This is a genomic window from Corynebacterium sp. 32222D000AT, from assembly GCF_053546955.1.
Genome location: NZ_JBPPVW010000008.1, coordinates 91390 through 115036, shown reverse-complemented (window position 1 = coordinate 115036; position 23647 = coordinate 91390). Strand labels below are relative to the sequence as shown.

Here is a 23647-nt window from a genome sequence, read left to right as displayed (position 1 = left end):
ATGCAATATCGAAATCAGACCCTTGAAGCCCTAACCGCCTAGAATTAAAACCAGTCCAACTTTCGGGGGCCAGTTCAACGCGGCGGGGGCTGTGGACAATTCCGGTCTAGGCGCCGTGGGACGGCGTTTCGTTCTTATCCAACTGCGCGCGGTGGGAACGCACCGGCTCCCAAGCGACGTGGCGGCGCATGTCCGTGGTGCGCTGGTCGCGGGAACGGTAGACCACGTACGGGCGCGTCACGTACCCGACGGGCGCGGAGAAGGCGTGCACCAGGCGGGTAAACGGCCAGACGGCGATGATGGTAAAGCCCGCCAGGACGTGGACCTTGAACTGCCACGGCACATCGGCCATCAGCTCGGGCTGGATGTTAAAGATGAGAAGGTTACGCAGCCAGGGCGCGATGGTCTCGCGGTAGTCATAGCCATGGGTGCCGGCCAGGTCGAAAAGCTGCAGAGTAAAGGTCGCGATGGACCCGGACAGCAGAGCCAGCCCCAGCAGGACGTACATGACCTTGTCGGACGTGGAGGTCGACAGGAAGACGGAACGGTTGACCACGCGGCGGTAGACCAGCCCAGCAAAACCGAGCAGCACGGCGACCGCCGCGAGCGAGCCGGGGATGGTGGCGATCCAGTGGTAGACGTGGTCGCTGATGCCGACGGCGCGGGTCCAGGACTTGGGCATCGCTAGCCCCATGAGGTGGCCGATGATGACGAAGACCATGCCCCAATGGAACAGCGGGGAAGACAGGCGCAGCAGCTTGGACTCGTAGATCTGGGTCGAATGGGTAGTCCACCCGAACTGGTCGGAACGCCAACGCCAGAAAATACCGACGACGAACGCGGCTATCGCGAGCCAGGGGAACGCTCCCCAGAGAAAGTTGTTGAAAGTATCCATGGAAAGTCCTTAGACCGAATTCGGCTGAGCGGTTGGGAAGGGCAGATCCGCGATCCCGACCATCTCAGCGGGTGGGCCGGTGCGAATGAGATCGACGTATTTCTGGGCGGTGTCCGGGTCGACCTTGGGCAAAGACTTGCACAGGGCCGTCACCAGGCTCAGGTAGGGCGAGTTGACGTGGCCGAGGGCGGCGCGCAGCACCTCGATGCCCTCCCGGTAGCTAGCCACCATCTCCACGGCGCTGTCGTGGTCCTCGCTGAGCGCGAGGGCCTCCAGGACGACGCAGAGGTGGTCGGGCAGTTCCTCGTCGCTAACGACGAAGCCGAGGGCTTCGAGCTGCTGGCGGAAGGACAAGATAGCCATGCCGCGCTGCCGGGTGTCGCCGACCGCGTAGTAGGACAGGAAAAGCGAGCAGCGACGTCGCTGGTCGAAGGTCTCGACGTAGTGCTCCTCCATCCCGCGCACCCCGGCGGAGCGGGCCCAGGTGGCGAAGTCCACGAAATCGCTGGCGATGGCCAGCGGCAGCTGATCCAGCTGCTCCTCGACGGTCTCGAGCCGCTGCAGGAAATCCGGCTGCGGGTAATTGAGCAGCACCGAGACCGCCATGGCGATAATACGGCGCTGGTCTACCGAGACCTTTACCGGGGCGATGAACTCGTCGGGAAGCTTGCCGGTGTGGGTGCGGATGGCACGCTCGACGTCCTTGGCACCCCCGCCGCTACCGATGCCGGCTGGCGTCCCGAAGCCGGCCACGGCATCAACAGCCGGTGGGCGGCTGGGGGCGCGGCGGGCGAGTTTGTCAAAGATATTCATGGCTGGCCTCGCTTAGTCCTTCGGCGGGAACATGGAATCGGGGCGGTCGCCGGTCCAGGACAGGAGGGAGACCTTGCCGCTGGGCGCGCTGCCGTGGGTGCAGGCCTCCGGCGCGCCCATGCCTAGGTCCTGGAACGTGTCGTTCAGGTTGCGGGCCGGGTCGACGCCGCCGAAGGGATCCAGCGAGCTGATGCCACGCGGGGTCTCCGGCGAGGCGGTGGGGATGACGTAGCGGTCGTCGTACTTGGCGATGGAAAGCAGGCGGTACATCTCCTGCATCGTGCGCCCGTCCATGCCGACCGCCTGCGCGATTTCTTCCTGCGGCTCGTTACCTAAGTTGATGTCGCGCATATACGAGCGCATGGCCACCAGCCGGCGCAGCGCCTTTTCCACCGGGACCGGGTCGCCGGCGGTGAACAGGCCCGCCAGGTAGTCCAGCGGGATGCGCATGCGCGACAGGGCGGTAAACAGGATCTTGTGGTCCTCGCCGTCGTTGCCGGAGGCGGTCACCTGATCGACGATGGGTGAGAGCGGCGGGATGTACCAGACCATGGGCAGCGTGCGGTACTCCGGGTGCAGCGGCAGCGCGACCCCGTACTTGAAGATGAGGTCGTAGATGGGGGAGTTCTGTGCTGCGTCGATCCAGGAGTGCGGGATGCCCTCGCGCTGGGCGGCCTTGACTACCTCGGGGTCGTGGGGGTCGAGCATGACCGACTTCTGGGCCTCCAGGAGGTCCTGTGGGTCCTCGGTGGCGGCGGCTTCCGCGACGCGGTCGGCATCGTAGAGGATGACGCCCAGGTAGCGCAGGCGGCCCACGCAGGTCTCGGAGCACACCGTGGGTTGGCCGACCTCGATGCGCGGGTAGCACAGCGTGCACTTTTCGGCCTTGCCCGTCTTGTGGTTGAAGTAGACCTTCTTGTACGGGCAACCGGAAACGCACATGCGCCAGCCGCGGCAGGCGTCTTGGTCAACCAGGACGATGCCGTCTTCGGTGCGCTTGTACATCGCCCCGGACGGGCAGGAGGACACGCAGGTCGGGTTCATGCAGTGCTCGCAGATGCGCGGCAGGTAGAACATGAACGTGTCTTCGATCTCCTTCTTCACGTCCAGGTTCATCTCGTGCAGGACAGGGTCGTTGTCCATGGTGGCGGTGGACCCGCCCAGGTTGTCGTCCCAGTTGGAGGACCATTCGACCTTTTCGATGGGGTGGCCGTCGATCTGGGAGACCGGCTTGGCCGTCGGCTGGGTCTTCTGCCCGGCCTTGGCGCCCATCAGGTCCTCGTACTGGTAGCTCCACGGCTCGTAGTAGTCCTGGATGGTCGGCAGGTTGGGGTTGTGGAACAGGGTGGCCAGCTTCTTGAGCCGGCCGCCGGCCTTGGGCTTGAGCTTGCCGGAGCTGGTGCGCTCCCAGCCGCCCTTCCATTTCTCCTGGTCCTCCCAGCCGCGCGGGTATCCGACGCCGGGCTTGGTTTCGACGTTGTTGAACCAGATGTACTCGGTGCCTTCGCGGTTGGTCCATGCCTGCTTACAGGTCACGGAGCAGGTGTGGCAGCCGATGCACTTGTCGAGGTTCATGATCATTGAGATCTGAGCCATGACCTTCATTAGTAAGACACCTCCTGGGAACGGCGGCGGACGCGGGTGACCTCGTCGCGGTTATTGCCGGTGGGCCCGATGTAGTTGAAGTGGTAGGTAAGTTGGCCGTAGCCGCCCGCGATGTGTACCGGTTTGATGGAAATGCGCGTCAGCGAGTTGTGGGTGCCGCCGCGGCGGCCGGTGTGCTCGTTGAGCGGGGTGCCGACGGTGCGCTCCTGGGCGTGGTTGCACAGCATGGTGCCTTCCGGGATGCGGTGGGAGACGATGGCGCGGGCGCTGACGACGCCGTTGCGGTTGTAGACCTCGACCCACTCGTTGTCTTTGACGCCGATCTTTTCGGCGTCCTTGTTGGACATCCACACCACTTGGCCGCCGCGAGAGATGGACAAAACGTGCAGGTTGTCGAAGTACTGCGAGTGGATAGACCACTTGTTGTGGGTGGTCAGGTAGCGCAGGGTGACTTCGGCCTCGCCGCGCTCGTTGTTCAACGTCTGGCCGGGGGCGTGCTCGCCGTGCAGGTGGACGTGGTCCAGCGGCGGGCGGAACACGGGCAGAGATTCGCCGTAGTCCATGAACCAGTCGTGGTCGAGGTAGTAGTGCATGCGGCCGGTCAGCGTGTGCCAGGGCTTGTCGAACTCGACGTTGATGGAAAAAGCGGTGTAACGGCGCTTGTTGCGCTTGTCGGCAGTCCATTCCGGCGAGGTGATGACCTCGGTGGGCCGTTCCTTGATGGAATCCCAGGTGATGTGGACGTCGGCATCGGAAGCACCCAGCGGGGTGAGGTCCTTGCCGGTGCGCGAGGACAGGAACTCGAAGCCCTGCTGCGCCAGCTCACCGTTGGAGACGCCGGACAGGTGCAGGATGGCGTCGATGACCTTGGTGTCCTTGGTCAGATCGATGAGCTCGCCCTGGGAGGTCTGCGAGGTGCCGCAGATGAGCTCGAGCTCCTTGACCTGCTTATCCACGTTGAACTTGGTGCCGTGGACGCCGGTGCCGGCCTTCGCGGGCAGCGGGCCGAGGTGCGCCCACTTTTCGTAGATGCGCGTGTAGTCGCGCTCGACGACGTGTAGCTTCGGCATCGTTACGCCGGGGACCAGCCCGACCTCGTCGATGTCCGGGACAATGCCGTTGGGCATGCCCAGCTCGTCCGGGGTGTCGTGGTGGCTCGGCTGGGTGATGACGTCGCGCTGGGTGCCCAGCCACTTGACGGCCTTGTCGGAGAGCGCGGCGGCCAGGTCCTGGAAGACCTCGAAGTCGGTGCGCGCCTCCCACGGCGGGTTGATGGCCGCGTTGAAGGAGTGCAGGTAGGGGTGCATGTCGGTCGAGGACATGTCGTGCTTTTCGTACCAGGTGGCAGCCGGCAGCACGATGTCGGAGACCAGCGTGGTCGAGGTGTTGCGGAAGTCCGTGGTCAGCATCAGGTCGAGCTTGCCCTCGGGGGCCTCGTCGACCCACTTGATGGTGCGCGGGCGCTGCTCCGGGGAAAGCTCTTCGGCGGTAGCGTCCGAGTCGATGCCCAACAGGTGACGGAGGAAGAACTCCGTGCCCTTGGCCGAGGAGCCCAGCAGGTTGGTGCGCCAGTTGAGCAGGATGCGCGGCCAGTTTTCTTCCGCCGAGGGGTTGTCGTGGGCGAACTCCAGGTCGCCCTTTTCCAACTGCTGGACCACGTAGTCGTTGATGTCTAAGCCGGCGGCGTCCGCCTCGTCGGCCAGCAGCAGGCAGTTGCGGTTGAACTGCGGGTATGCGGGCATCCAGCCGCGGCGCATGGCCTCGGACATAGTGTCGGAGACCATCTTGTCGCCGATCGCCCCGCGGCTGGCCAGCGGGGAGCCCAGCTGGGAAGCGCGCGAGTTGTCGTAGCGGTACTGTTCGGTGGCGAAGTAGTAGAAGCCGGTGGAAATCATGTGGCGCGGGGGACGCTGCCAGTCGGTGGCCATGGCCCACTGGGTCCAGCCGTTGACTGGGCGCAGCTTCTCTTGGCCGACGTAGTGCGCCCAGCCGCCGCCGTTGACGCCCTGGGTGCCGCACATCGAGGTCAGCGCTAGGAAGGTGCGGTAGATGTTGTCGGCGTGGAAGTAGTGGTTCACGCCCGCGCCCATGATGATCTGGGAACGCCCCTGCGAATCCGCGGCGTTCTGCGCGAATTCCCGGCCGATGCGGATGGCCGCGGCGGCGGGGACGCCGGTGAGCTCTTCCTGCCAGGCCGGGGTGCCGACCTCGCTGGCGTCGTCGAAGCCGGTCGGCCAGCTACCCGGCAGGTTCAGGTCCTCGCGCGGGACGCCGTAGTGGGCGAGCATGATGTCGTAGACGGTGGTGACCAGCTTGCCGTTGACCTCGCGCACGGGCACGCCGCGGTGGACCACCCCGGCGCCAACCGGCTTGCCGGTGCCGATATCGGCCGGGTCGGTATCCAGGTCGAAGCGCGGGAAGAGGACCTCGGCGGTGGAGAAAGAATCCGTCTCCGCCACGGACATGACGGGGTCGACGCCGTCGAGGGAGAGGTTCCACTTGGCAGAATCCATGTCCCAGCGATCGGCGACGGTGCCGCCCGGATCGACCACGCGGCCGTCTTCTTCCATGACCAGGCCACGGTGCGTGGCGTTGGGGCTGTCGGCCAGGGCGGCATCGTTAGTCTGGGAGGCCGTGAAGAACTTGCCGGGGGTATAGGTCCCGTCTTCGCGCTGGTCGAGGGAGACCAAGAACGGTGCGTCGGTGTACTTGCGCATGTAGTTCAGGAAGTACGGCTCTTGGCGGTCGACGTGGAAGGTCTTGAGGATGACGTGGCCCATGGCAAAGGCCAAGGCGGCGTCGGTACCCGGCTCGATACGGGCCCATTCGTCGGCGAATTTGGTGTTGTCGGCGAAGTCGGGGGAGACCACCACGACCTTGGTGCCCTTGTAGCGGGCCTCGACCATGAAGTGGGCGTCCGGGGTGCGCGTGACCGGGATGTTGGAGCCCCACATCATCAGGTAGGAGGAGTTGTACCAGTCGCCGGATTCGGGGACGTCGGTCTGGTCGCCGAAAGTCTGCGGGGAGGCCGGCGGCAGGTCCGCGTACCAGTCGTAGAAGGACAGGGCGACGCCGCCGATCATCTGCAGGAAGCGGCTGCCGGCGCCGTAAGAGACCTGGCTCATCGCCGGGATAACCGTGAAGCCGTTAATGCGGTCGGGGCCGTACTTGCGGATGGTGTAGACGTGCGCGGCCGAGGCCATGTCGATGGCCTCCTCGTAGGAGATGCGGATAAGTCCGCCTTTGCCGCGCTGGGAGATATACGCCCGGCGCTTGTCGGGGTCTTCCTGGATGGCCTTCCAAGCGAGCACCGAGTCGCCGTGCTTCTGCTTTTCCTCGCGGAACATGTCCACCAGAACGCCGCGGGCATACGGGTAGCGCACGCGGGTCGGGGAGTAGGTGTACCAGGAAAAGGAGGCGCCGCGGGGGCAGCCGCGGGGCTCGTATTCCGGGGTGTCCGGGCCCGTGGTGGGGTAGTCGACGGCCTGGGACTCCCAGGTGATGACGCCGTCCTTGACGTAGACCTTCCAGGAACAGGAGCCGGTGCAGTTCACGCCGTGGGTGGAGCGGACCATCTTGTCGAAGGCCCAGCGGTTGCGGTAGAAGACGTCGGCCTGCCGGCCGCCCTGCAAAAAGACCTGTTGGCCGGAAGCCGAGGCCTCGCCGCGGCGCAGGTAAGCGCCCAGTTTAAATAGCGGGTTGAGCTTGCCGTTTTCGGGAGCGGGGACGTGAGTAGTCATGGGGGTAAAACTCTCTGTTGGGTGCGGGGTTTAGCCAGGGTACGGGGCGTTCGGGCGGGCGTAGAAGACCCAGACCAGGACCGTGGTGATGGCGAAGTAGACCACGCAGCCCCAGAAGAAGGCGGCCATGGGCATAACCGACAGGAGCATGCCGACGACGAACGGGCCGAAGGCGCCGATGGCGCCGGTCCAGCCGACCACGCCGCCTGCCTGGCGGGGCGGGAGGATCATCGGCATCTGCTTGAAGGTGCCGGCGTTAGCCAGGCCGGTGAAGAAGAACATGATGAGCATGCCCGCCAGGAACCACCAGAACTGGTCCGGGGAATCCGGGTTCAAAAACAGCGCGGAGAACGCGGTGAAGATGGTCATGCCTAGGCAGCCGATGAAGGTCCAGATGGCGCCGCCGAACTTGTCGCAGAGCGGGCCCCAGAGTGCGCGCACGAGGGCGCCGAGCAGCGGGCCAATGAAGGCGAAGGCGGCGCCGCGGGGCAGGTCGTCGGGGTTCATGACCTCGGCGAACTTGGAGGTCTGGCCGTAGAGGTCGTTGATCATCAGGGCGAACTGGGCGGCGAAGCCGGAGAAGGCGCCGAAGCTCATCAGGTAGACGACGGTGAGTACCCAGGTGTTGATGTTGCCGAAAATGTCGATCTGCTGGCGGAAGTTCGCCTTGACCGGCACGTCCTTGAGCAGCGTCCAGGCCAGCACGGCCATAACGATGGTCCAGGGCACGAAGAAGATGGCCGGGGAGTGGACGAAGATCGCGGTCTGGTCGGGCAGGCGCTGTGGGGCGACGAAGCCGATGCCGATGAGGCTGAAGCCCATCAGCCACGGGGCGACCAGTTGGATGAAGGAGATGCCGAAGTTGCCCAGGCCGGCCTGCAGGCCGAGCGCGGTGCCGGACATCCGCTTCGGGAAGAAGTAGCCGGTCGACGGCATGAGGCCGGAGAAGACGCCGCCGCCAATGCCGGAGGCAAAAGAGATGGCGAGCAGCTCAGCGAAGGAGGCATCGGGGCGCTGCACGACCGAGAACCAGCCGAACATCGGCAGCAGGAACAGCAGCGCGGAGAAGGTCACCAGCTTGCGGGTGCCGAGCACCGGCGGCAGGAACATGAAGACCAGGCGGAAAAGCCCGCAGGCGAGTCCCGAGACCGCGGTGAGCGCGTAGAGCTGGCCGGAGCTGAGAACGAAGCCGATCTCGTTGAGGATGGGCGCGATGGCGGAGACCAGATACCATGCGGCAAAGCCGATGAACAGGGTGGTCGTCGAAATAATGAGCGTGCGCCAGGCAATCTTGGAGTCCCAGTGCTCGGAATCCTCTGGATCCCAGCCCTGGATGACTTTGCCTGAGGTGTCTAGCTGAGTCATGGGGTGTCCTCAAAACATCTCGAAGGAATAGCTGAATATCAATCTATCGAGTATTAGACTCAGAAGAGGAATTTGTACGGAAGAATCTGGGTTTATTTAGGAAACGTTAATGTTGCACATTTCCTTGCCTTCCGGTTCGTGCTGCGTAAGCCGCTGAGGGTTCCCTTAGCTGGGAAAATAATTCCCACAGTGATTTTTCTCACGGGTGTAGTAGAGGAGGTGGCCGAATGGGACGCCAGGAGGCACCAATGCCTGAGTTGCAGGCCGCAGTCATCGTCGCGTCGAACCGCATCAAGGAGGGCTCAAAGCCCAACAAGGCAGGTCAACGCGCGGTGGAGCTATTGACCAACCACGGCGTGGAGGTCACGCTGAAGCAGTGCCTCAACGAGGGAGCCGCGAACTTAAGGCCAGCGCTGAGTCAGGCAATTGAGGCAGGCACCGACGTGGTGCTCGTTATCGGCGCGACGGGGATTTCTCGCGATAACGACACCCCGGAGGTCACGGAAGAATTCATCGCGGCGCGTATGTGGGGGCTGGAGACTCAGGTCCTGCTGGAGGGCCTGAAAAACTCGCCCCGGGCGGGCTTGTGCCGGGGCATCATCGGCGTTACCGCGTGCCCGCCGGGGACCTTGCTGGTCAATTCCGCGTCTTCGGTCGGGGCGGTCGAGGACACGCTAGCGGTTGTCCTGCCCCTGCTGAAGGACATCTTCCGCGAATGCCGCTAGCTCCTGGGGAGTGTCGTAGTCGCGCTCGGCGCCGGTGCCGGGGACTTCGATAACCCGGGAGCTGTGGCGCGCCTGGCGCAGCAGCCGGCGGGCGGAGGTGTTGTGCACGCCCGGCAGCCCGGCGAGCGCGCGGCGCAGGTGGTCGGCCTTCCACAGCGAGCACAGCGGCTGCAGGAAGCCGTCGGCGCTGCGGACGATGGCGGCGTCGGCATCATCGGCCATAAGCCCTTGCCAGAGGGCGGGGAGGAGCTGGGCGGAATCCGGGGCATCGACGCTCAGGACGGCGATGTAGTCGCTGTGCAGGGCCTGTGCACCGCGCGCGATGCCGGCGACGGGGCCGCCGAAGAGCGGGTTCTCGCAGACCTGCGGCAGGCCCAGGGGATAGGGCGAGACCACGATGCGCTTGCAGTGGTAGGGCAGCTGGCCCAGCACGCGGTCGACGAGTCGCTGTCCGGAAACGCGCAGGCTGGCCTTGTCGACCCCGCCCATGCGGCGGCCCCGGCCGCCGGCCAAGACGAGGACGCCGAGCTGGCCGGTAAGGGGACAAGCAGGCAGAGCCATGGCTTAGGCCTCCGGCAGGGTACGGGACCAGTCGCCGGAGCGCCCGCCGGACTTGGCGACGATTCCCGTCCGCCGGATGAAGGCGGAACGGTCCACGCCCTTGACCATGTCGATTACCGCCAGCGCAGCGACGTTCACCGCGGTCAGGGCCTCCATCTCCACGCCGGTGCGGTCCGCGGTGCGCACGGTGGCCGAAATCGCCACGCAATCATCCTTAAGCTCCAGGTCGACGCGGCAGCCGTGCACGCCGATGGTGTGGGCGAGCGGCAGCAGCTCCGGGACCTTCTTGGCCGCCGCGATGCCGGCCACTCGTGCCACAGCCAGCACGTCGCCCTTGGGCACGGTGCCGTCGCGCAGCGCGTCCATGACCTCCCGGGAGCAGGCCACCTCGCCCTCGGCGGTGGCGGTGCGCACGGTCGGCTTCTTCTCGGTCACGTCGACCATGTAGGCCTCGCCGGCCTGGTTGAGATGCGTAAACTCCATTGCTCGTCCTTTCTCCTTTAACTAAGACTCGTCTAGAACCAGGTGATCTCGACAGTATCGCCCGCCCGCGGCCCGGCGGCGTGGGCGTCAAGGCCCACCATCCCCGCGGTGCCCGCCAGGTTAGCCACCATGTGGGAGCCCAGCCGCCGCCCGTTGAAGGGGAAGGCGGCAGGCGGGTTGTCCGCGTAGTCCACCCGGACCGGCAGCCAGGCGGGGCGGTCGCGGGTGTCCGGGAAATTCTCGCCCGCCCGGACTATCCCGCGGCGGCGCAGGGCCGGGTGCGGGTCGCCGCGGAGGGCGCGCAACGCGGGGGCGACGTAGAGGTGGAAGGAGACGAAGGTGGCCACCGGGTTGCCCGGCAGCGAGATCATTGGGGTCGAGCCCCAGATGCTTACTCCCTGCGGGGCGCCGGGCTTCTGGTCGACGTCGCCGAACCAGGCATTGCTGGCATGTGCCTGGGCGCTGGTGTGCACGATGTCGAAGGCCCCGGCCGAGACCCCGCCGCTGGTGATGATGAGATCGTGGGTCTGGGCCGCCTCCTTGGTCAGGGCGACGAAGGAATCGCTCCGGCCTGCGGCGCCGTCGCTATCCCCGGCGTGTAGGTGTGTGAGCTCGACGGGCCCGGAGTCCCGCACGAGCTGGGCCAGCATAGGCCGGTTGGAATCCGGGATCTGGCCAGGCCCCAGCGACCAGGGGCCGTCGCCCAGGCTGACGAGCTCGTCGCCGGTGGAAATCACCGCCACCCGCGGGGTGCGGTGCACGGGCAGTGTGTTAAGGCCCGCGGAGTGGCAGGCGGCGATGACGCCGGGGTCCACGCGGGACCCGGCGCGAACCGCGATGTCCCCGACGGCGAGGTTATCGCCGGCCCGGCGGATGTGGGGACGGGCGGGATCCGCGCCGGTGATGGTGACCGTCTCCGGCAGCGGGGTGGGCCCGGCGGGGATATTGGTCAGTTCTACGGGCACGACCACGAGCTCCGGATCGAGCGGGTCGGCGATGGGGGCGCCGGTCATGATCCGCACCGCCGCACCCGCGGGCACCTCTTGCGGTGCGCTGCCGGCCGGCACGTCGCCGAGCACCGGCAGCGTGGCCGAGCCGGAACCCAGGTCGGCGCGGTGGACCAGGAAGCCGTCCATGGCCGAGTTGTGGAAGGCGGGCACGGGGATGCGGCAGGTGGCATCGGCGGCGCAAAACAGGCCGCTGGTCAGCTCGTCGGCGGCTACCTCCACGGCCGGGAGGGGCCCGACGAGGCCGAGGATGCGGGAGAGATGCTCGGCGACGGAGCACGAAGAAGGATGGTGCATAACGGGTACTAGCTTAAGGTGGCTACCCGCCGATGGCGGACATCGGCCGGTCCGGCTGCAGGAAGCCCTCGTCGTTGACGCCGTGGCCGGGCAGCTTGGCCCACATCTCTCCGGCCCAGGCGGCCATGAGCGCCTCGTCGGAAGCGCCCTGGCGCATAAGATCGCGCAGGGAGGTCTCCGAGTTGCCGAAGAGGCAGTTGCGCACGGCGCCGTCGGTGGTCAGGCGGGTGCGGTCGCAGTCGCCGCAGAAGGGGTGGCTGACCGAGGCGATGATGCCCAGCTTGCCGCGCGTGCCGTCGGGGCAGGTCGCCTCCCAGAGCGCGGCGGGCGCCGATCCGCGCGGGGCGCGGGCCGGGCGCAGATCGAAGGCGGATTTCAACTGGTCGAGGATGTCGTCCGCGGTGACCATGGTCGAGCGATCCCACTGCTCGCGCGGGCCCAGCGGCATCTGCTCGATAAAACGCAGCTGCGCGCCCTTGTGCAGGGCGAAATCGGCCAGCTCGACGATGTCGCCGTCGTTGATACCGGGCATGACCACGGCGTTGATCTTGACGGGGTGGAGGCCGGCGGCGAGGGTGGCATCGATAGCCGCGAAGACGGAATCGAGCCGGTCGCGGCGGGTGAGCTCGGCGTAGGCCGCGTGGTTGATGGTGTCCAGCGAAATATTGACCCGGTCCAGGCCGGCGGCCTTGAGCTCGTCGATGCGCTTGTCCATGCCCAGCCCGTTCGTCGTCAGCGCCGTGCTGGGGGCGCGGCCTTCGTCGGTGCGCAGCTTCTTGGTGGCCGCGATGATCTCGGCCAGCGACTTGCGCAGGAGCGGCTCGCCGCCGGTGAAGCGGACCTGCCGGATGCCCAGGCGCTCAACGGCCAGGCGGATGAGCCGGATGGTCTCGGCGTCGTCGAGCTTGTGCTGGTTAGGCATCCAATCCAGGCCCTCGGCGGGCATGCAGTAGGTGCACCGCAGGTTGCAGCGGTCGGTCAGGGATACGCGCAGATCCCGGGCGACGCGACCGTATTTGTCCACCAAAGCCCGGTTGCCGTTCGCGTCGGCGGGAGGCAGGTCCGCGGCGGCCTGCGGGCGGCCGGCTACGCGCGGGGTGGGCAGCAGCACCTTCGGGGCGGAAGAACGGTCAGTCATATTCTCCCAACTCTATGCGTTGTGCGGACAGGACTACCAACCACAACGGCACGCGCAGGTCAGCTATTCCTTCCCGTCGGGTTTTAGGTCAGCCGCTGGTCCGGATCGAGGGTGGCGTTGTCATCAATCTGGTTGGCCTCGCCCGGGCCGGCCAGGCGGATGATGTTGTACTCGCCCTCGGCCAGGTGGGAGCGCAGATCCTTCTTGTCGAACTTGCCCACCGAGGTCTTGTCGATGGACTTGATGAACGTCCAGTACTCCGGCAGCATCCAGCCGGGTAGCTCGGAACGCAGGTTCTCGCGCAGGCTCTCCGCGGTCTCGATGGTCGGGTCGATGTCGTGCTGGAGGACGGTCACCGCCAGCGGGCGCTCGCCCCACTGCTTGTCGGGGTAGCCGATGACGGCGGCCTCGATGACCCGGTCGTCGGCCATGATGAGGTTTTCCAGCTGGACCGAGTAGATCCACTCGCCGCCGGAGCGGATGACGTCGCGGGCGCGGTCCTCGATGGTTAAGAAGCCGTCCTTGGTCACCGAGCCGACGTCGCCGGTGCGCAGCCAGCCGTCGGCGGTGAACTTGCTGGCCGCGTCCTCGGTGCGCTTGCCGCGGAACTGGGAAGCCGCCCCGCCGGACTCCGCGGCCGGCGAGTGGTAGTACGACTCCGTGACCAGGTTGCCGCGGACCTGGATCTCGCCGGCGTTGCGGTCGGTCTTGGAGACCACCTGCCCGTCGTTGACCACGCGGTATTCCAAGCTAGTGGGGAAGCGGCCCTGGGAGATGCGGTAGCCCCAGCGGGCGTTGCCGCTGGCGCCCTGCGGCGGGCGCGCCACGGTGCCCACGGTGGTCGTTTCCACCATGCCCCACACGTGCACGACGTCGACGCCGAAGCGCTCCTCCCAGACCTTGATCACCTGCGGCGGGACGGGGGAGCCGCCGGCGTAAATCTCGGTCAGCGACATGCGCTCCGGCGGGTGGTGGAGGTAGTGGACGAAGAGCTGGATCCAAATCGTCGGCACGCCGTGCGCCACACGTGGGTGGGTAGAGGCGATGAGCTTGGCCAGGGTGGGCGCGGAGACGTCCGAGTCCGGCAGGATGAGCGGGGTGCCCGTCATGAAGGCGGCAAAAGGCACGCCCCAGGACAACACGTGGTAGATGGGGATGCAGCACAGGAAGGATTCGCCGTGCGTAATGGCCAGGCTGTCTGTGGTGCGCAGCAACATGGAGGCCAGATAAATGGAGCGGTGGGAGTAGACCACGCCCTTGGGCGCGCCGGTCGTGCCGGTGGAATAGCACAGGGCCGCGGCCGCGGACTCGTCCAGGACCGGCCAGTCGTAGCGGGTCGATTGCCCGTCCAGCAGGGCTTCGTAGGAGTAGACCTCCACGCCGCGGGGGAAGTAGGGGCTTAGGTGTTCCACCCGGCCCGGGCCGGTGAAGACGACCGCGCGGACGGTCTCGGTGCCGGCCAGCACCGCGCCCAGCTGCTGGGCCAGGCGCGGATCGGCGACGATGACCTCTATCTCGGCGTGGTTGACGATATGCCGGATCTGGTCGTTCATCAGCTGTTTGTTCAGCGGGGTAAAGACCGCGCCCTTGCAGGAAACGGCGAACATCACCTCTAGGTGCTCCGCGCAGTTCCACAGAAAAGAGCCGACGCGCTCGTCGCCGGTGATGCCCAGCTCGTCGTGGAGCACGTGGGCAAAGGCCGCCGCCCGCGCGCCGATGTCCGCGAAGGTGCATTCCTCGGCCGCCCCGGCGCCGTCGGGGGCGTGCTCGCCGTGCCACGTGGTGACCTTGGTCTGGCTGTGGACGGTCGCCCCCTGCTCCAAGATACGGGAGATGTTGAGCGGGACTTCCTGCATGGTGGAGTGCATGGTCACTATGATAGCCACCTCCTTCGGCCCCGGGGTGGGGTCGGTACCGAAGAAGGCAAATTCTTGCGCTATACTGTCTGAGACTGGCTGAGCTGCTTGAGCGTTTGAGCTACGTGAGCTGCCCTAAGTTGAACAGTAAAGCATCATGTGCTCGGGCCTGCTCGTGCAGTCGAGATGCGTTGTCCCTGGGCTTTGGCCCTGCAGAATGGGTCGAACCACAGCCCGCGCGCTTTTATGGGTTAGTTCTGCCAACGCCGTGCACATCGCGCAAGGTTTAAGGCCGGCCCGCAGGGGACGACGTGGTTCCTGCCGAGGAAAAGAAGGGCAACCTGGTCCCTCGCGGACTATTGGGCCCCTTCCAGTCCCCACCGGCACTGCGCGCCCTCGAGTTAGCTCGAGGTCCAAGACAGTGTGCCGCGGGGTGTACAGGCAGGCTAGCCAGAGTTTTATCTTTTAACTACACAGTCATTTCCAGAGTGCCTAGCCGGCAGACCCAGCTGAGTGGGAACACCGGCCCGGTGACACGCGGCACGACCGCCCGACCGGGCACGCTGGGCACCCAGAATCATCCGCTGGGAAAAGCGACGAAAGGACTTCCGTGAGCGATACGGAGAATATCTCGCCTCAAGAACTGGCATCCCTGAAGCTGCCACAGCTGCGCGAAATTGCCGCCCAGAAGGGGCTGCGCGGCGTCAGCGCTCTCCGCAAGGGCGCTCTCATCGAGGCAATTACCACCGGCAAGAAGCCGGCCGCCGCCAAGGCCGCTAAACCGGCGAAGGCTGAGGCCCCGGCCAACCAGGCTGACGATGCCGCTGATGCCGCACCACGCGACGATCACCGTAGCTCGCGCCGCGATGACAATCAGGGCGACAGCGACAAGAAGGGCGAGAAGAACGCCGACAAGAACAACGGCAATGACGAGCCGCGCTATGAATCCCGCGCCCAGGCTCGCCGGGCCCGCCGTAACCGCGCGCGCCGGGGTGGGCGCGACGATCACGACGGCAACAACGGTAATGGCAACAACCAGGACCAGGGCCGCGACAACCGCGACAACCAGGATGATTCCCGCAACGGCAACAACGGCGGGAACAACAACGGCAACGGCGGTAATAACGGCAACCATGGCAACAACAACGGCGGCAACAACAACCGCCGCAACAACGGCGACGATGACGAGCGCGGCGGCCGCCGCGGGCGTCGCAACCGCCGCAACCGCCGCAACCGTGGCGGCGGCAACGACAACCGTGGGGGTGGCAACGACCTGCAGATCCGCGAAGGCGATGAGCTGCAGGCCGTCGGCGGAATCCTCGAGGTAGTCGACAACAACGTCGCCTTCCTGCGCACCACCGGCTACCGCGCGGCGAACTCGGACGTCTTCGTCAACCAGAACCTGGTCCGCCGACTGGGGCTGCGCTCCGGCGACGCGGTGACCGGCCAGGTCAAGGTCGCCGGCGCCACGCACACCCACGGCAACGGCCGCAACCGCCGCAAGTACAACCAGCTGGTGCGCGTCGATACCGTCAACGGTATGGATCCGGAAGAAGCGAAGCAGCGCCCGGACTTTGCCAAGCTGACCCCGCTGTACCCGAACCAGCGGCTGCGCCTGGAAACGGACCCGAAGGTCCTGACCACGCGTGTTATCGACCTCATCATGCCGATTGGTAAGGGCCAGCGCGCCCTCATCGTCTCCCCGCCGAAGGCCGGTAAGACCACCATCCTGCAGAACATCGCCAACGCGATCTCCATCAACAACCCGGAGTGCTACCTCATGGTGGTGCTCGTCGACGAGCGCCCCGAAGAGGTCACCGACATGCAGCGCTCGGTCAACGGCGAGGTCATTGCCTCCACCTTCGACCGCCCGCCGTCAGAGCACACCTCGGTCGCCGAGCTGGCCATCGAGCGCGCCAAGCGCCTGGTGGAGCAGGGCAAGGACGTCGTCGTTCTGCTGGACTCCATCACCCGCCTGGGCCGCGCGTACAACAACTCGTCCCCGGCCTCCGGGCGTATCCTGTCCGGTGGTGTCGACTCCAATGCCCTCTACCCGCCGAAGCGCTTCTTGGGCGCGGCCCGCAACATCGAAAACGGCGGCTCGCTGACCATCATCGCCACGGCCATGGTGGAAACCGGTTCCACCGGCGACAACGTCATCTTCGAGGAGTTCAAGGGTACCGGCAACGCCGAGCTGAAGCTGGACCGCTCCATCTCCGAGCGCCGTGTCTTCCCGGCCGTCGACGTGAACCCTTCGGGCACCCGTAAGGACGAGCTGTTGCTCGTGCCGGAGGAGCTGCGCATCATGACTAAGCTGCGGCGCATCCTCGCGGCCCTGGACTCCCACCAGGCCATCGACCTGCTCATCAAGCAGCTAAAGAAGACCAAGTCCAACGGCGAATTTCTCATGGGCGTGGCGCAGTCCGCGCCGATGGTCGCTGACAAGGACGAGGAGGATTACAAGTAATGGCTAGCCAGGTTTCGCTGGTCGACGACATCGTCTCCGAATACCAGGGTCTGGAAATGCAGATGGCCGACCCGGAGGTCGCCGGCGACCAGAACCAATTCCGGAAGCTGTCCAAGCGCTACGCCGAGCTGCGGCCCATCATCCAGGTCAACGACGAGCTCAACCAGGCTCGCGCCGACCTCGAGGACGCGAAGGAGATGGCCTACGAGGACCATGACTTCCAGGCCGAGGCGGACCGCCTGGAGGGCGAGGTCGTCGAGCTGGAAGAAAAGCTCGCTGACCTGTTGGCCCCGCGCGACGAGCACGACGCCGAGGACATCATCATGGAGATTAAGGCCGGCGCCGGCGGGGAAGAGGCCGCGCTTTTTGCCGGCGACTTGGCCCGCATGTACGAGCGCTACGCCGACAAGACGGGCTTTAGCTGGGAGGTGCTCGGCCTCAACGAGTCCGACCTGGGCGGCGTGAAGGACATGACCATCTCCTTCAAGTCGAAGAACCCGTCCCGCGACGGCGCGTGGTCCGTCTTCAAGTTCGAGGGCGGCGTCCACCGCGTGCAGCGTGTGCCGGTGACCGAGTCCCAGGGCCGCATCCAGACCTCGGCGGCCGGCGTGCTGGTCTACCCGGAGCCGGACGAGGTCGAGTCGGTCAATATCGACGAAAAGGACATCCGCGTCGACGTCTACCGTTCCTCCGGTAAGGGCGGCCAGGGCGTGAACACGACGGACTCCGCCGTGCGCATCACGCACCTGCCCACCGGGCTCATCGTCACCTGCCAGAAGGAACGCTCCCAGATCCAGAACAAGGCGCGCGCCCTGCAGGTGCTGCAGGCCCGCCTGGATCAGATGGAGCGCGAGGCCCGCGAGGCCGAGGACGCCGAGCAGCGCGCCTCCCAGGTCCGCACCATGGACCGCTCCGAGCGCATCCGCACCTACAACTGGCCGGAAAACCGCATCACGGATCACCGGATCGGCTACAAGGCCAACAACCTGGATTCCGTGCTGGACGGCGACATGGGCGATCTCATCACTGCCCTGCAGAACCAGGAGCGCGCCGAGCGCCTCGAGGCCGAAGGCTAGCAGTGGCCCCCGGCACCTACGCGGGCCTGCTCCAGGAGACCACCCGGCGGCTGTCCGCGGCCGGGGTGGCCTCCCCGGAGTTCGACGCCCGCCTCTTGATGAGCCACCTCATCGGCTGCGGGCACTTGGATATCCCGCTGCATGAGCCGACGATGCCCGGCTTCGAGCTCGCCCTCGAGCCGCTCGTTCGGCGACGGGAGCAGCGCGAACCCCTGCAGCACATCGTGGGCACCGCGCCGTTTGGCCCGCTCGATCTCGCGGTGGGGCCCGGGGTTTTCATCCCACGCCCGGAGACCGAGGTCCTGGCCGACTGGGCTAAAGGCAAGGCTGAGGGCTTGATTAAGCGGGGGGATAGCTCCCGCTTGACGATCCTCGACCTCTGCACCGGCTCGGGCGCCCTGGCTGCCTATCTGGCCTATTACCTCGTGCCCGCCGCCCGCGTGGTGGCGGTCGAGAAGTCCCCCCAGGCCGCGGAGTATGCCGCGCGCAACTTCGCCGAACTGGGGCTGGAGGTGGAGCTCGTCGAAGGCGACGTGTGCGATCGGGCCCTGCTGCCGGAGCTAGACGGGCGCGTCGACGTGCTGGTGACCAACCCGCCCTACGTGCCGGAGTCGCCGGACCTGGCCCCGGAGGTCTACCACGACCCGGCCGAGGCGGTCTTCGCCGGATCGGATGGCATGGACGTCATCCGGGCCATGGCAGGCAACCTGACGCGCTGGCTGGCCCCGGGCGGGTGGCTTGGCGTCGAGCACGACGATGCCACCTCCGCGGCCGTGCAGAGCGTCCTTCGGGACACCGGTGCCTTTAGTACAGTAGAACCAATGCTCGATCTCACCGGCACCGCCCGCTTCGTGCGCGCGCAGTGCACAGAGTAGGGTTAAAGCTTCCGCAACCAGGGGAGCGGTGCCAAAAGACACCGAGATCAAAAACCAGAGAACTTAAGTTTTTCGTGGGAGAAGTTGATGCAAGGCAAAATCTATAGTTGCGCTGACGAGGCCGGGCGCGCGGAAGGAATCGCTGCGGCGACTCGGGCGGCGAAGTCTGGGCGCCTGGTGGTGCTGCCGACGGATACCCTCTACGGCATCGGCTGCGACGCCTTCGACAACGACGCGGTAGCCAACCTGCTGGCCGCCAAGCACCGCGGCCCGGACATGCCGGTGCCGGTGCTCATCGGCTCTTGGGACACCATCCAGGGCCTCGTTGCCACGTACTCCGACCAGGCCAAGCTCTTGGTCGAGGCCTTCTGGCCGGGCGGGCTTTCCATCGTCGTGCCGCAGGCGCCCAGCCTGCCGTGGAACCTGGGGGATACCCGGGGCACGGTCATGCTGCGCATGCCGCTGCACCCTATCGCCATCGAGCTGCTCCGGGAGGTCGGCCCGATGGCGGTGTCCAGCGCCAATATCTCCGGCCACCAGCCGCCGACCACGGCGATCGCCGCTAAGCAACAGCTGGGCAAGTCGGTGTCGGTCTACCTGGACGGTGGGGAAACCGCCATCGGCAAGCCGTCGACCATCATCGACCTGGCCGCGCCGCAGCCCTACCTGCTGCGGGAGGGCGCCATCTCGGCCGAACAGATCTCCGAAGTTATCGGGGTCTCCGCCGAGGCTCTGCGGACCCGCCCGGGAGCCTAATGCTAGGCGGAGCCGGGGTGCCGCTGCGCGAGATCGGACTCGTGATCCTCGTGGCGGCGATTATCACCTACCTGACCACGGGCATCGTGCGCTCGCTGCTGGTGCGCAGCGGCCAAGTCGCCGAGGTGCGCCAACGCGACAGCCACTCCCAGCCCACGCCCCAGCTGGGCGGGCTGGCCATGTACACCGGGTTTATCTCCGCGGTCTTTTTCGCGGCCCAGCTGCCGGCGCTGACCCGCGGTTTCATGCCGGTCACCCCGGAGATGACCGCGGTGATCTGGGCGGCGACGGCTATCGTGCTCGTCGGCATCGTCGACGACTTGGTCGAGCTCTCCGCCCTGGTGAAGCTGGCCGGGCAGCTGGTCGCCGCGACCCTGCTCTCGGCCCTGGGGTTGACCTGGTCGCTGTTGTTCGTGCCCTTTGGCGGCGGCACCACGCTGCTGCTGGATCAGTTCCAGTCCTCGCTGGTGACCATCTTCATCACCGTGCTGTTGGTCAACGCGATCAACTTCGTCGACGGGCTGGACGGCCTGGCCGCCGGCCTGGGACTCATCGCGGGCGGGGCCATCCTGATCTTCTCGCTGACGGTGCTGCACGACCAGGGCGGGGCGGTCTCGGCCTACCCGCCGGCGATCATCGCGGCCGGCCTCGTGGGCATGTGCGCGGGCTTTCTGCCGCACAATTTCGAGCCCTCCCGCATCTTCATGGGCGATAGCGGCTCGATGCTCATCGGCCTTTTGCTTGCGGCCGCCTCGACGTCGGTGTCCGGCAAGATCAACATGTCGCTCTATGGAGGTGCCGACATGGTGGCGGTGCTCTCGCCGCTCATCGTGGTCGTCGCCGCGGTCTTCATTCCCGTGCTCGACCTGGTCTGGGCGGTCATCCGCCGCCTGTCCCAGGGACGATCCCCGTTCTCGGCCGACAAGGCCCACATCCACCACCGCCTGCTGTCGCTGGGGCACACGCACCGCCGTACCGTGCTGGTGCTCTACCTGTGGGTTTCGGCCGTCGCCTTCGGGGCGGTGAGCTTCTCGGTCGTGCCCGTGCCCGTGGCGGCCGGGGCCACGGCCGTTGCCATCGTGACCGCCGCCGTCGCCACGCTCATCCCGCTGCGCGCCGGCAAGATTGGCCGCGTGCCAGCCGCGGCGAATAAGCCGCGCTAGTAGGTCCACCCGTTAAACCTGTAGGATTCGTATTCGTGTCTGAAAGCTTTGATTCCACGCAAACTAACCCGAACGGCGGGGCCCTGCGCTCCGAGTTCGACGACCACCGCCGGCCGATGGTGCGCGCGGTGCGCTTCGGCTCCATGGCGCTGGCTGTCGTGACCGTGCTGTCGCTGGTCGGCTGGGGCTGGGCCAAAGACCTGCCCGGCATCTGGGGCGTGCTGCTCGGAGCGGCCATCGGCGGCGGCTTCGTCCTGCTGACCGCGCTGTCCGTGCTCGTGACCGCCAACTCCAGCCCGTCGACCACCATGGCGGTCGTCCTCGGAGGCTGGTTGGTCAAGGTTGTTTTCTTGATTATTGTCTTGCTGGCCATCCGCGGCATGGACTTCTACGACAACGTCGCCCTCTTCGTGACCGTCATCCTGGCGCTGATTATCGTGCTGGGGACCGAGGTGTGGGGGATTATCACCTCGCGGGTGACCTACGTGTCCTAAGCCAGGACCTTGTCACTCCCGCTCGCGTTGCGCCCAAGAACAAGCTGTCCTGGGCGCTTCGTCGTGTAGGGCCCGGGCGGGCCGGATCGCGTGGGGTATACGGGGGCTAAGTCGGTAGGGAAGAAGGCGCGGCAAAGGCCGACAAGGTCGGTTAATTGGGTGGTCGGGGGTGTATTTGGGCGGTGCTGGTCACCCCCGCGGGGGACTAAAGCATAAGGCTGTGATTAACCTTACCCGCCTGGGTTTTCGGTGGGAACGGGCAGTTTTGGGCCGAGAGTGGACCATTTGTTCGCGTTTCCGGCCGGCTACTTGCACAAACTGGGCCCCCGCGTGCGAAATTTCGATAACAAGCTGCTAGAATTTCCTGCGGGTTACCGCGGATCTAGGGTCCGCAGTCTGTAAGTGACGGACTGCAACGCCTTATAGTCCGTTGCGGTGAATCCCTGCTGCAGCATCGCTGATGTGCGACGGAGTCCGTTGTTGCGGCAGAGAGTTTGAGACGTCCATCGCACCGTATGAATTCGACACTCATACGGCCCGAACACGGGAGAGAACGCTGAGCGTTACGACATTGGCCATGAAGGGAAGCTTTCACGCACCCGAACTGGATCCAGAATTTTTCCCGGGGCAATATTACGGCCATATCCTTTTTGCGGATACACCGTTCGCGCTGGATCGCTTGATGCTGGCCCGCCTGCTCATGGCGGCCATCTTGGTGATCCTGTTTGTAGTCGCCTTCCGGAACCCGAAGCTGGTTCCGAAGGGTTTGCAGAACGTTGCGGAATACGGGCTGGATTTCGTCCGCGTTCACATCGCAGAAGACATCTTGGGGAAGAAGGAAGGCCGTCGGTTCCTGCCGATCTTGGCGTCCATCTTCTTCGGCATTCTGTTTTGGAACGTCTCGACAATCATCCCAGGCCTGAATATTTCGGCGAATGCCCGTATCGGCATGCCCATCGTGCTGGCCATCGTGGCGTATATCGCGATGATTTACGCCGGTGCAAAGCGCTATGGCTTCGGCAAGTTCCTGAAGTCGTCGGTGGTTATTCCTAACCTGCCGCCGGCTCTGCACTTGCTGGTTGTGCCGATCGAGTTCTTCTCGACGTTCATCTTGCGTCCTGTCACGCTGGCCTTGCGTCTTATGGCGAACTTCCTGGCCGGCCACATCATCTTGGTCCTGCTGTACTCGGCTACCAACTTCTTCTTCTGGCAGCTGAATGGCTGGACCGCGATGTCTGGTGTGACTCTGATCGCAGCGGTTTTGTTCACCGTATACGAGATCATCATCATCTTCCTGCAGGCGTACATCTTCGCCCTGCTGACCGCCGTATACATCGAACTATCACTGCACGCAGATTCGCATTAAACACGCGCGAACGACGCGGCCAACTGAATAACCCCACATCAAACCACCACCGCCTTCGCCGGCAAAGCGCTGGCGGGGAAACATTCGAAAGGGAACGACTTTCACATGAACGACATCATCTTGGCTCAGGCAGCAGAGTCCTCGATCACCGGTCTTGGCGCCATCGGCTACGGCATCGCCACCATCGGCCCGGGCCTGGGCATCGGCATCCTCGTCGGCAAGACCGTCGAGGGCATGGCACGTCAGCCGGAGATGGCTGGCCAGCTGCGTACCACCATGTTCCTGGGTATCGCCTTCGTTGAGGCCCTGGCCCTGATCGGCCTCGTCGCTGGCTTCCTGTTCTAAAAGCGCGCGTTTCACACACAAACCCCTTTTAAGACTGGAGACTTATGAACAACGTCTTTTACTACCTTGCGGCGGAGGGCGAGGAGCTGCCTATGGAGGGCGGCAACTCCATCCTCCTGCCCAAGCTCTATGACATCGTCTGGTCTCTGATCCCGTTCATCATCATCCTCTTGGTCTTCTGGAAGTTCGTGCTTCCGAAGTTCCAGGAGCTGTTGCAAGAGCGTGAGGACCGGATTGAGGGTGGCCTGAAGCGCGCCGAGGCCCAGCAGGCCGAGGCCAAGGCAGCCCTCGAGAAGTACAACGCGCAGTTGGCAGATGCCCGTGCAGAGGCAGCTGAGATCCGTGAGCAGGCGCGCGAGCGCGGCAAGCAGATCGAGGCCGAAGCCAAGGAGAAGGCCGAGGAGGAGTCCCGCCGCATTATCGCCAATGGCGAAAAGCAGCTGCAGGCTTCCCGCACCCAGGTCATCTCCGATCTGCGTTCCGACATCGGACAAAACTCCATCAACCTGGCTGAGAAGCTGTTGGGCGGCGAGCTTTCTGACTCCGCCAAGCAGTCTTCCACCATTGATAACTTCTTGTCCGAGCTCGACACTGTGGCACCGGCCGGAAAGTAGGAGGCT

20 protein-coding genes are annotated in these 23647 nt (G+C 65.5%); 10 read left to right on the top strand and 10 right to left on the bottom strand.

All coding sequences use genetic code 11. The features are described 5' to 3' along the window. Positions 1-106: 106 nt before the first annotated feature. From narI to ACEE23_RS06855, 5 genes are read right to left on the bottom strand one after another with little or no spacing between them, the layout of a single operon-like run. Positions 107-895 carry a respiratory nitrate reductase subunit gamma gene (narI, locus tag ACEE23_RS06875; protein WP_368519661.1) on the bottom strand — a complete coding sequence of 263 codons (789 nt, stop codon included), beginning with the start codon at positions 893-895 and terminating at the stop codon, positions 107-109. 9 nt (positions 896-904) lie between these two features. Further along, positions 905-1708: a nitrate reductase molybdenum cofactor assembly chaperone gene (gene narJ, locus ACEE23_RS06870; RefSeq protein ID WP_368519662.1), complete on the bottom strand. Its 804-nt coding sequence runs from the start codon at positions 1706-1708 to the stop codon at positions 905-907. 12 nt (positions 1709-1720) lie between these two features. Beyond that, a complete protein-coding gene (gene narH, locus ACEE23_RS06865) occupies positions 1721-3313 on the bottom strand; it encodes a nitrate reductase subunit beta (RefSeq protein ID WP_368519663.1) in 1593 nt (530 codons plus the stop codon). Beyond that, entirely contained in the window at positions 3313-7053 is a 3741-nt protein-coding gene (locus ACEE23_RS06860) for a nitrate reductase subunit alpha (protein ID WP_368519664.1), read from the bottom strand. Before ACEE23_RS06860 ends, narH begins: the two co-directional genes overlap by 1 nt. Positions 7054-7083: 30 nt before the next feature. Continuing rightward, positions 7084-8418, bottom strand: a complete 1335-nt coding sequence (locus ACEE23_RS06855) for an MFS transporter (protein ID WP_368519665.1) — start codon at positions 8416-8418, stop codon at positions 7084-7086. Between the two features lie 248 nt (positions 8419-8666). On the opposite strand from ACEE23_RS06855, the gene ACEE23_RS06850 reads away from it, so the two are divergent. Then, positions 8667-9143 carry a molybdopterin-binding protein gene (locus ACEE23_RS06850; RefSeq protein ID WP_368519666.1) on the top strand — a complete coding sequence of 159 codons (477 nt, stop codon included), beginning with the start codon at positions 8667-8669 and terminating at the stop codon, positions 9141-9143. Here the strand turns inward: ACEE23_RS06850 and mobA are convergent. The 5 genes from mobA to ACEE23_RS06825 all read right to left on the bottom strand — a co-directional run bounded on the left by mobA (position 9093) and on the right by ACEE23_RS06825 (position 14497). Continuing rightward, the gene (gene mobA / locus ACEE23_RS06845; protein ID WP_368519667.1) at positions 9093-9704 is read right to left on the bottom strand and encodes a molybdenum cofactor guanylyltransferase; all 612 of its coding nucleotides are present in this window, start codon (positions 9702-9704) and stop codon (positions 9093-9095) included. The genes ACEE23_RS06850 and mobA overlap by 51 nt on opposite strands. A 3-nt stretch (positions 9705-9707) precedes the next feature. Then, positions 9708-10187, bottom strand: a complete 480-nt coding sequence (gene moaC, locus ACEE23_RS06840; RefSeq protein WP_368519668.1) for a cyclic pyranopterin monophosphate synthase MoaC — start codon at positions 10185-10187, stop codon at positions 9708-9710. A 32-nt stretch (positions 10188-10219) separates the two neighbouring features. Then, on the bottom strand, positions 10220-11491 hold the full coding sequence (locus ACEE23_RS06835) for a molybdopterin molybdotransferase MoeA (protein WP_368521061.1): 1272 nt from the start codon (positions 11489-11491) through the stop codon (positions 10220-10222). Between the two features lie 22 nt (positions 11492-11513). Then, positions 11514-12629: a GTP 3',8-cyclase MoaA gene (gene moaA / locus ACEE23_RS06830; protein ID WP_368521062.1), complete on the bottom strand. Its 1116-nt coding sequence runs from the start codon at positions 12627-12629 to the stop codon at positions 11514-11516. An 83-nt stretch (positions 12630-12712) separates the two neighbouring features. Continuing rightward, positions 12713-14497: a long-chain fatty-acid--CoA ligase gene (locus tag ACEE23_RS06825; RefSeq protein WP_368519800.1), complete on the bottom strand. Its 1785-nt coding sequence runs from the start codon at positions 14495-14497 to the stop codon at positions 12713-12715. Positions 14498-15095: 598 nt separating this feature from the next. On the opposite strand from ACEE23_RS06825, the gene rho reads away from it, so the two are divergent. The 9 genes from rho (at position 15096) to ACEE23_RS06780 (ending at position 23641) form a co-directional block, all read left to right on the top strand. Further along, positions 15096-16952: a transcription termination factor Rho gene (rho, locus tag ACEE23_RS06820; protein ID WP_368519671.1), complete on the top strand. Its 1857-nt coding sequence runs from the start codon at positions 15096-15098 to the stop codon at positions 16950-16952. Next, a complete protein-coding gene (prfA, locus tag ACEE23_RS06815) occupies positions 16952-18028 on the top strand; it encodes a peptide chain release factor 1 (protein ID WP_368519672.1) in 1077 nt (358 codons plus the stop codon). The genes rho and prfA overlap by 1 nt, the downstream gene beginning before the upstream one ends. A 2-nt stretch (positions 18029-18030) precedes the next feature. Further along, positions 18031-18903, top strand: a complete 873-nt coding sequence (gene prmC / locus ACEE23_RS06810) for a peptide chain release factor N(5)-glutamine methyltransferase (RefSeq protein ID WP_448872129.1) — start codon at positions 18031-18033, stop codon at positions 18901-18903. Positions 18904-18990: 87 nt separating this feature from the next. Beyond that, positions 18991-19659 (top strand): L-threonylcarbamoyladenylate synthase, encoded by a 669-nt coding sequence (locus ACEE23_RS06805; protein ID WP_368519674.1) that lies wholly within the window; start codon positions 18991-18993, stop codon positions 19657-19659. Continuing rightward, positions 19659-20822 carry a glycosyltransferase family 4 protein gene (locus ACEE23_RS06800; RefSeq protein ID WP_368519675.1) on the top strand — a complete coding sequence of 388 codons (1164 nt, stop codon included), beginning with the start codon at positions 19659-19661 and terminating at the stop codon, positions 20820-20822. Before ACEE23_RS06805 ends, ACEE23_RS06800 begins: the two co-directional genes overlap by 1 nt. Before the next feature lie 116 nt (positions 20823-20938). Continuing rightward, complete coding sequence (locus tag ACEE23_RS06795) at positions 20939-21316, top strand: hypothetical protein (RefSeq protein WP_368519801.1); 378 nt, start codon at positions 20939-20941, stop codon at positions 21314-21316. A gap of 577 nt (positions 21317-21893) precedes the next feature. Continuing rightward, positions 21894-22682, top strand: a complete 789-nt coding sequence (gene atpB / locus ACEE23_RS06790) for a F0F1 ATP synthase subunit A (RefSeq protein WP_448872126.1) — start codon at positions 21894-21896, stop codon at positions 22680-22682. Positions 22683-22787: 105 nt separating this feature from the next. After that, entirely contained in the window at positions 22788-23027 is a 240-nt protein-coding gene (locus ACEE23_RS06785; protein WP_368519676.1) for an ATP synthase F0 subunit C, read from the top strand. Positions 23028-23071: 44 nt separating this feature from the next. Next, positions 23072-23641 carry a F0F1 ATP synthase subunit B gene (locus tag ACEE23_RS06780; RefSeq protein WP_368519677.1) on the top strand — a complete coding sequence of 190 codons (570 nt, stop codon included), beginning with the start codon at positions 23072-23074 and terminating at the stop codon, positions 23639-23641. Positions 23642-23647 lie beyond the last annotated feature (6 nt).

What these genes read in the sequence shown, in the direction of transcription:
- atpB (WP_448872126.1), top strand. Translation starts at nt 21,894, where the DNA reads ATGAAGGGAAGCTTTCACGCACCCGAACTGGATCCAGAATTTTTCCCG.
- ACEE23_RS06860 (WP_368519664.1), bottom strand. Translation starts at nt 7,053, where the DNA reads ATGACTACTCACGTCCCCGCTCCCGAAAACGGCAAGCTCAACCCGCTA.
- ACEE23_RS06855 (WP_368519665.1), bottom strand. Translation starts at nt 8,418, where the DNA reads ATGACTCAGCTAGACACCTCAGGCAAAGTCATCCAGGGCTGGGATCCA.
- ACEE23_RS06785 (WP_368519676.1), top strand. Translation starts at nt 22,788, where the DNA reads ATGAACGACATCATCTTGGCTCAGGCAGCAGAGTCCTCGATCACCGGT.
- narJ (WP_368519662.1), bottom strand. Translation starts at nt 1,708, where the DNA reads ATGAATATCTTTGACAAACTCGCCCGCCGCGCCCCCAGCCGCCCACCG.
- moaC (WP_368519668.1), bottom strand. Translation starts at nt 10,187, where the DNA reads ATGGAGTTTACGCATCTCAACCAGGCCGGCGAGGCCTACATGGTCGAC.
- narH (WP_368519663.1), bottom strand. Translation starts at nt 3,313, where the DNA reads ATGAAGGTCATGGCTCAGATCTCAATGATCATGAACCTCGACAAGTGC.
- mobA (WP_368519667.1), bottom strand. Translation starts at nt 9,704, where the DNA reads ATGGCTCTGCCTGCTTGTCCCCTTACCGGCCAGCTCGGCGTCCTCGTC.
- ACEE23_RS06795 (WP_368519801.1), top strand. Translation starts at nt 20,939, where the DNA reads ATGGTGCGCGCGGTGCGCTTCGGCTCCATGGCGCTGGCTGTCGTGACC.
- ACEE23_RS06800 (WP_368519675.1), top strand. Translation starts at nt 19,659, where the DNA reads ATGCTAGGCGGAGCCGGGGTGCCGCTGCGCGAGATCGGACTCGTGATC.
- ACEE23_RS06835 (WP_368521061.1), bottom strand. Translation starts at nt 11,491, where the DNA reads ATGCACCATCCTTCTTCGTGCTCCGTCGCCGAGCATCTCTCCCGCATC.
- prfA (WP_368519672.1), top strand. Translation starts at nt 16,952, where the DNA reads ATGGCTAGCCAGGTTTCGCTGGTCGACGACATCGTCTCCGAATACCAG.
- ACEE23_RS06780 (WP_368519677.1), top strand. Translation starts at nt 23,072, where the DNA reads ATGAACAACGTCTTTTACTACCTTGCGGCGGAGGGCGAGGAGCTGCCT.
- ACEE23_RS06805 (WP_368519674.1), top strand. Translation starts at nt 18,991, where the DNA reads ATGCAAGGCAAAATCTATAGTTGCGCTGACGAGGCCGGGCGCGCGGAA.
- narI (WP_368519661.1), bottom strand. Translation starts at nt 895, where the DNA reads ATGGATACTTTCAACAACTTTCTCTGGGGAGCGTTCCCCTGGCTCGCG.
- moaA (WP_368521062.1), bottom strand. Translation starts at nt 12,629, where the DNA reads ATGACTGACCGTTCTTCCGCCCCGAAGGTGCTGCTGCCCACCCCGCGC.
- ACEE23_RS06825 (WP_368519800.1), bottom strand. Translation starts at nt 14,497, where the DNA reads ATGCACTCCACCATGCAGGAAGTCCCGCTCAACATCTCCCGTATCTTG.
- ACEE23_RS06850 (WP_368519666.1), top strand. Translation starts at nt 8,667, where the DNA reads ATGCCTGAGTTGCAGGCCGCAGTCATCGTCGCGTCGAACCGCATCAAG.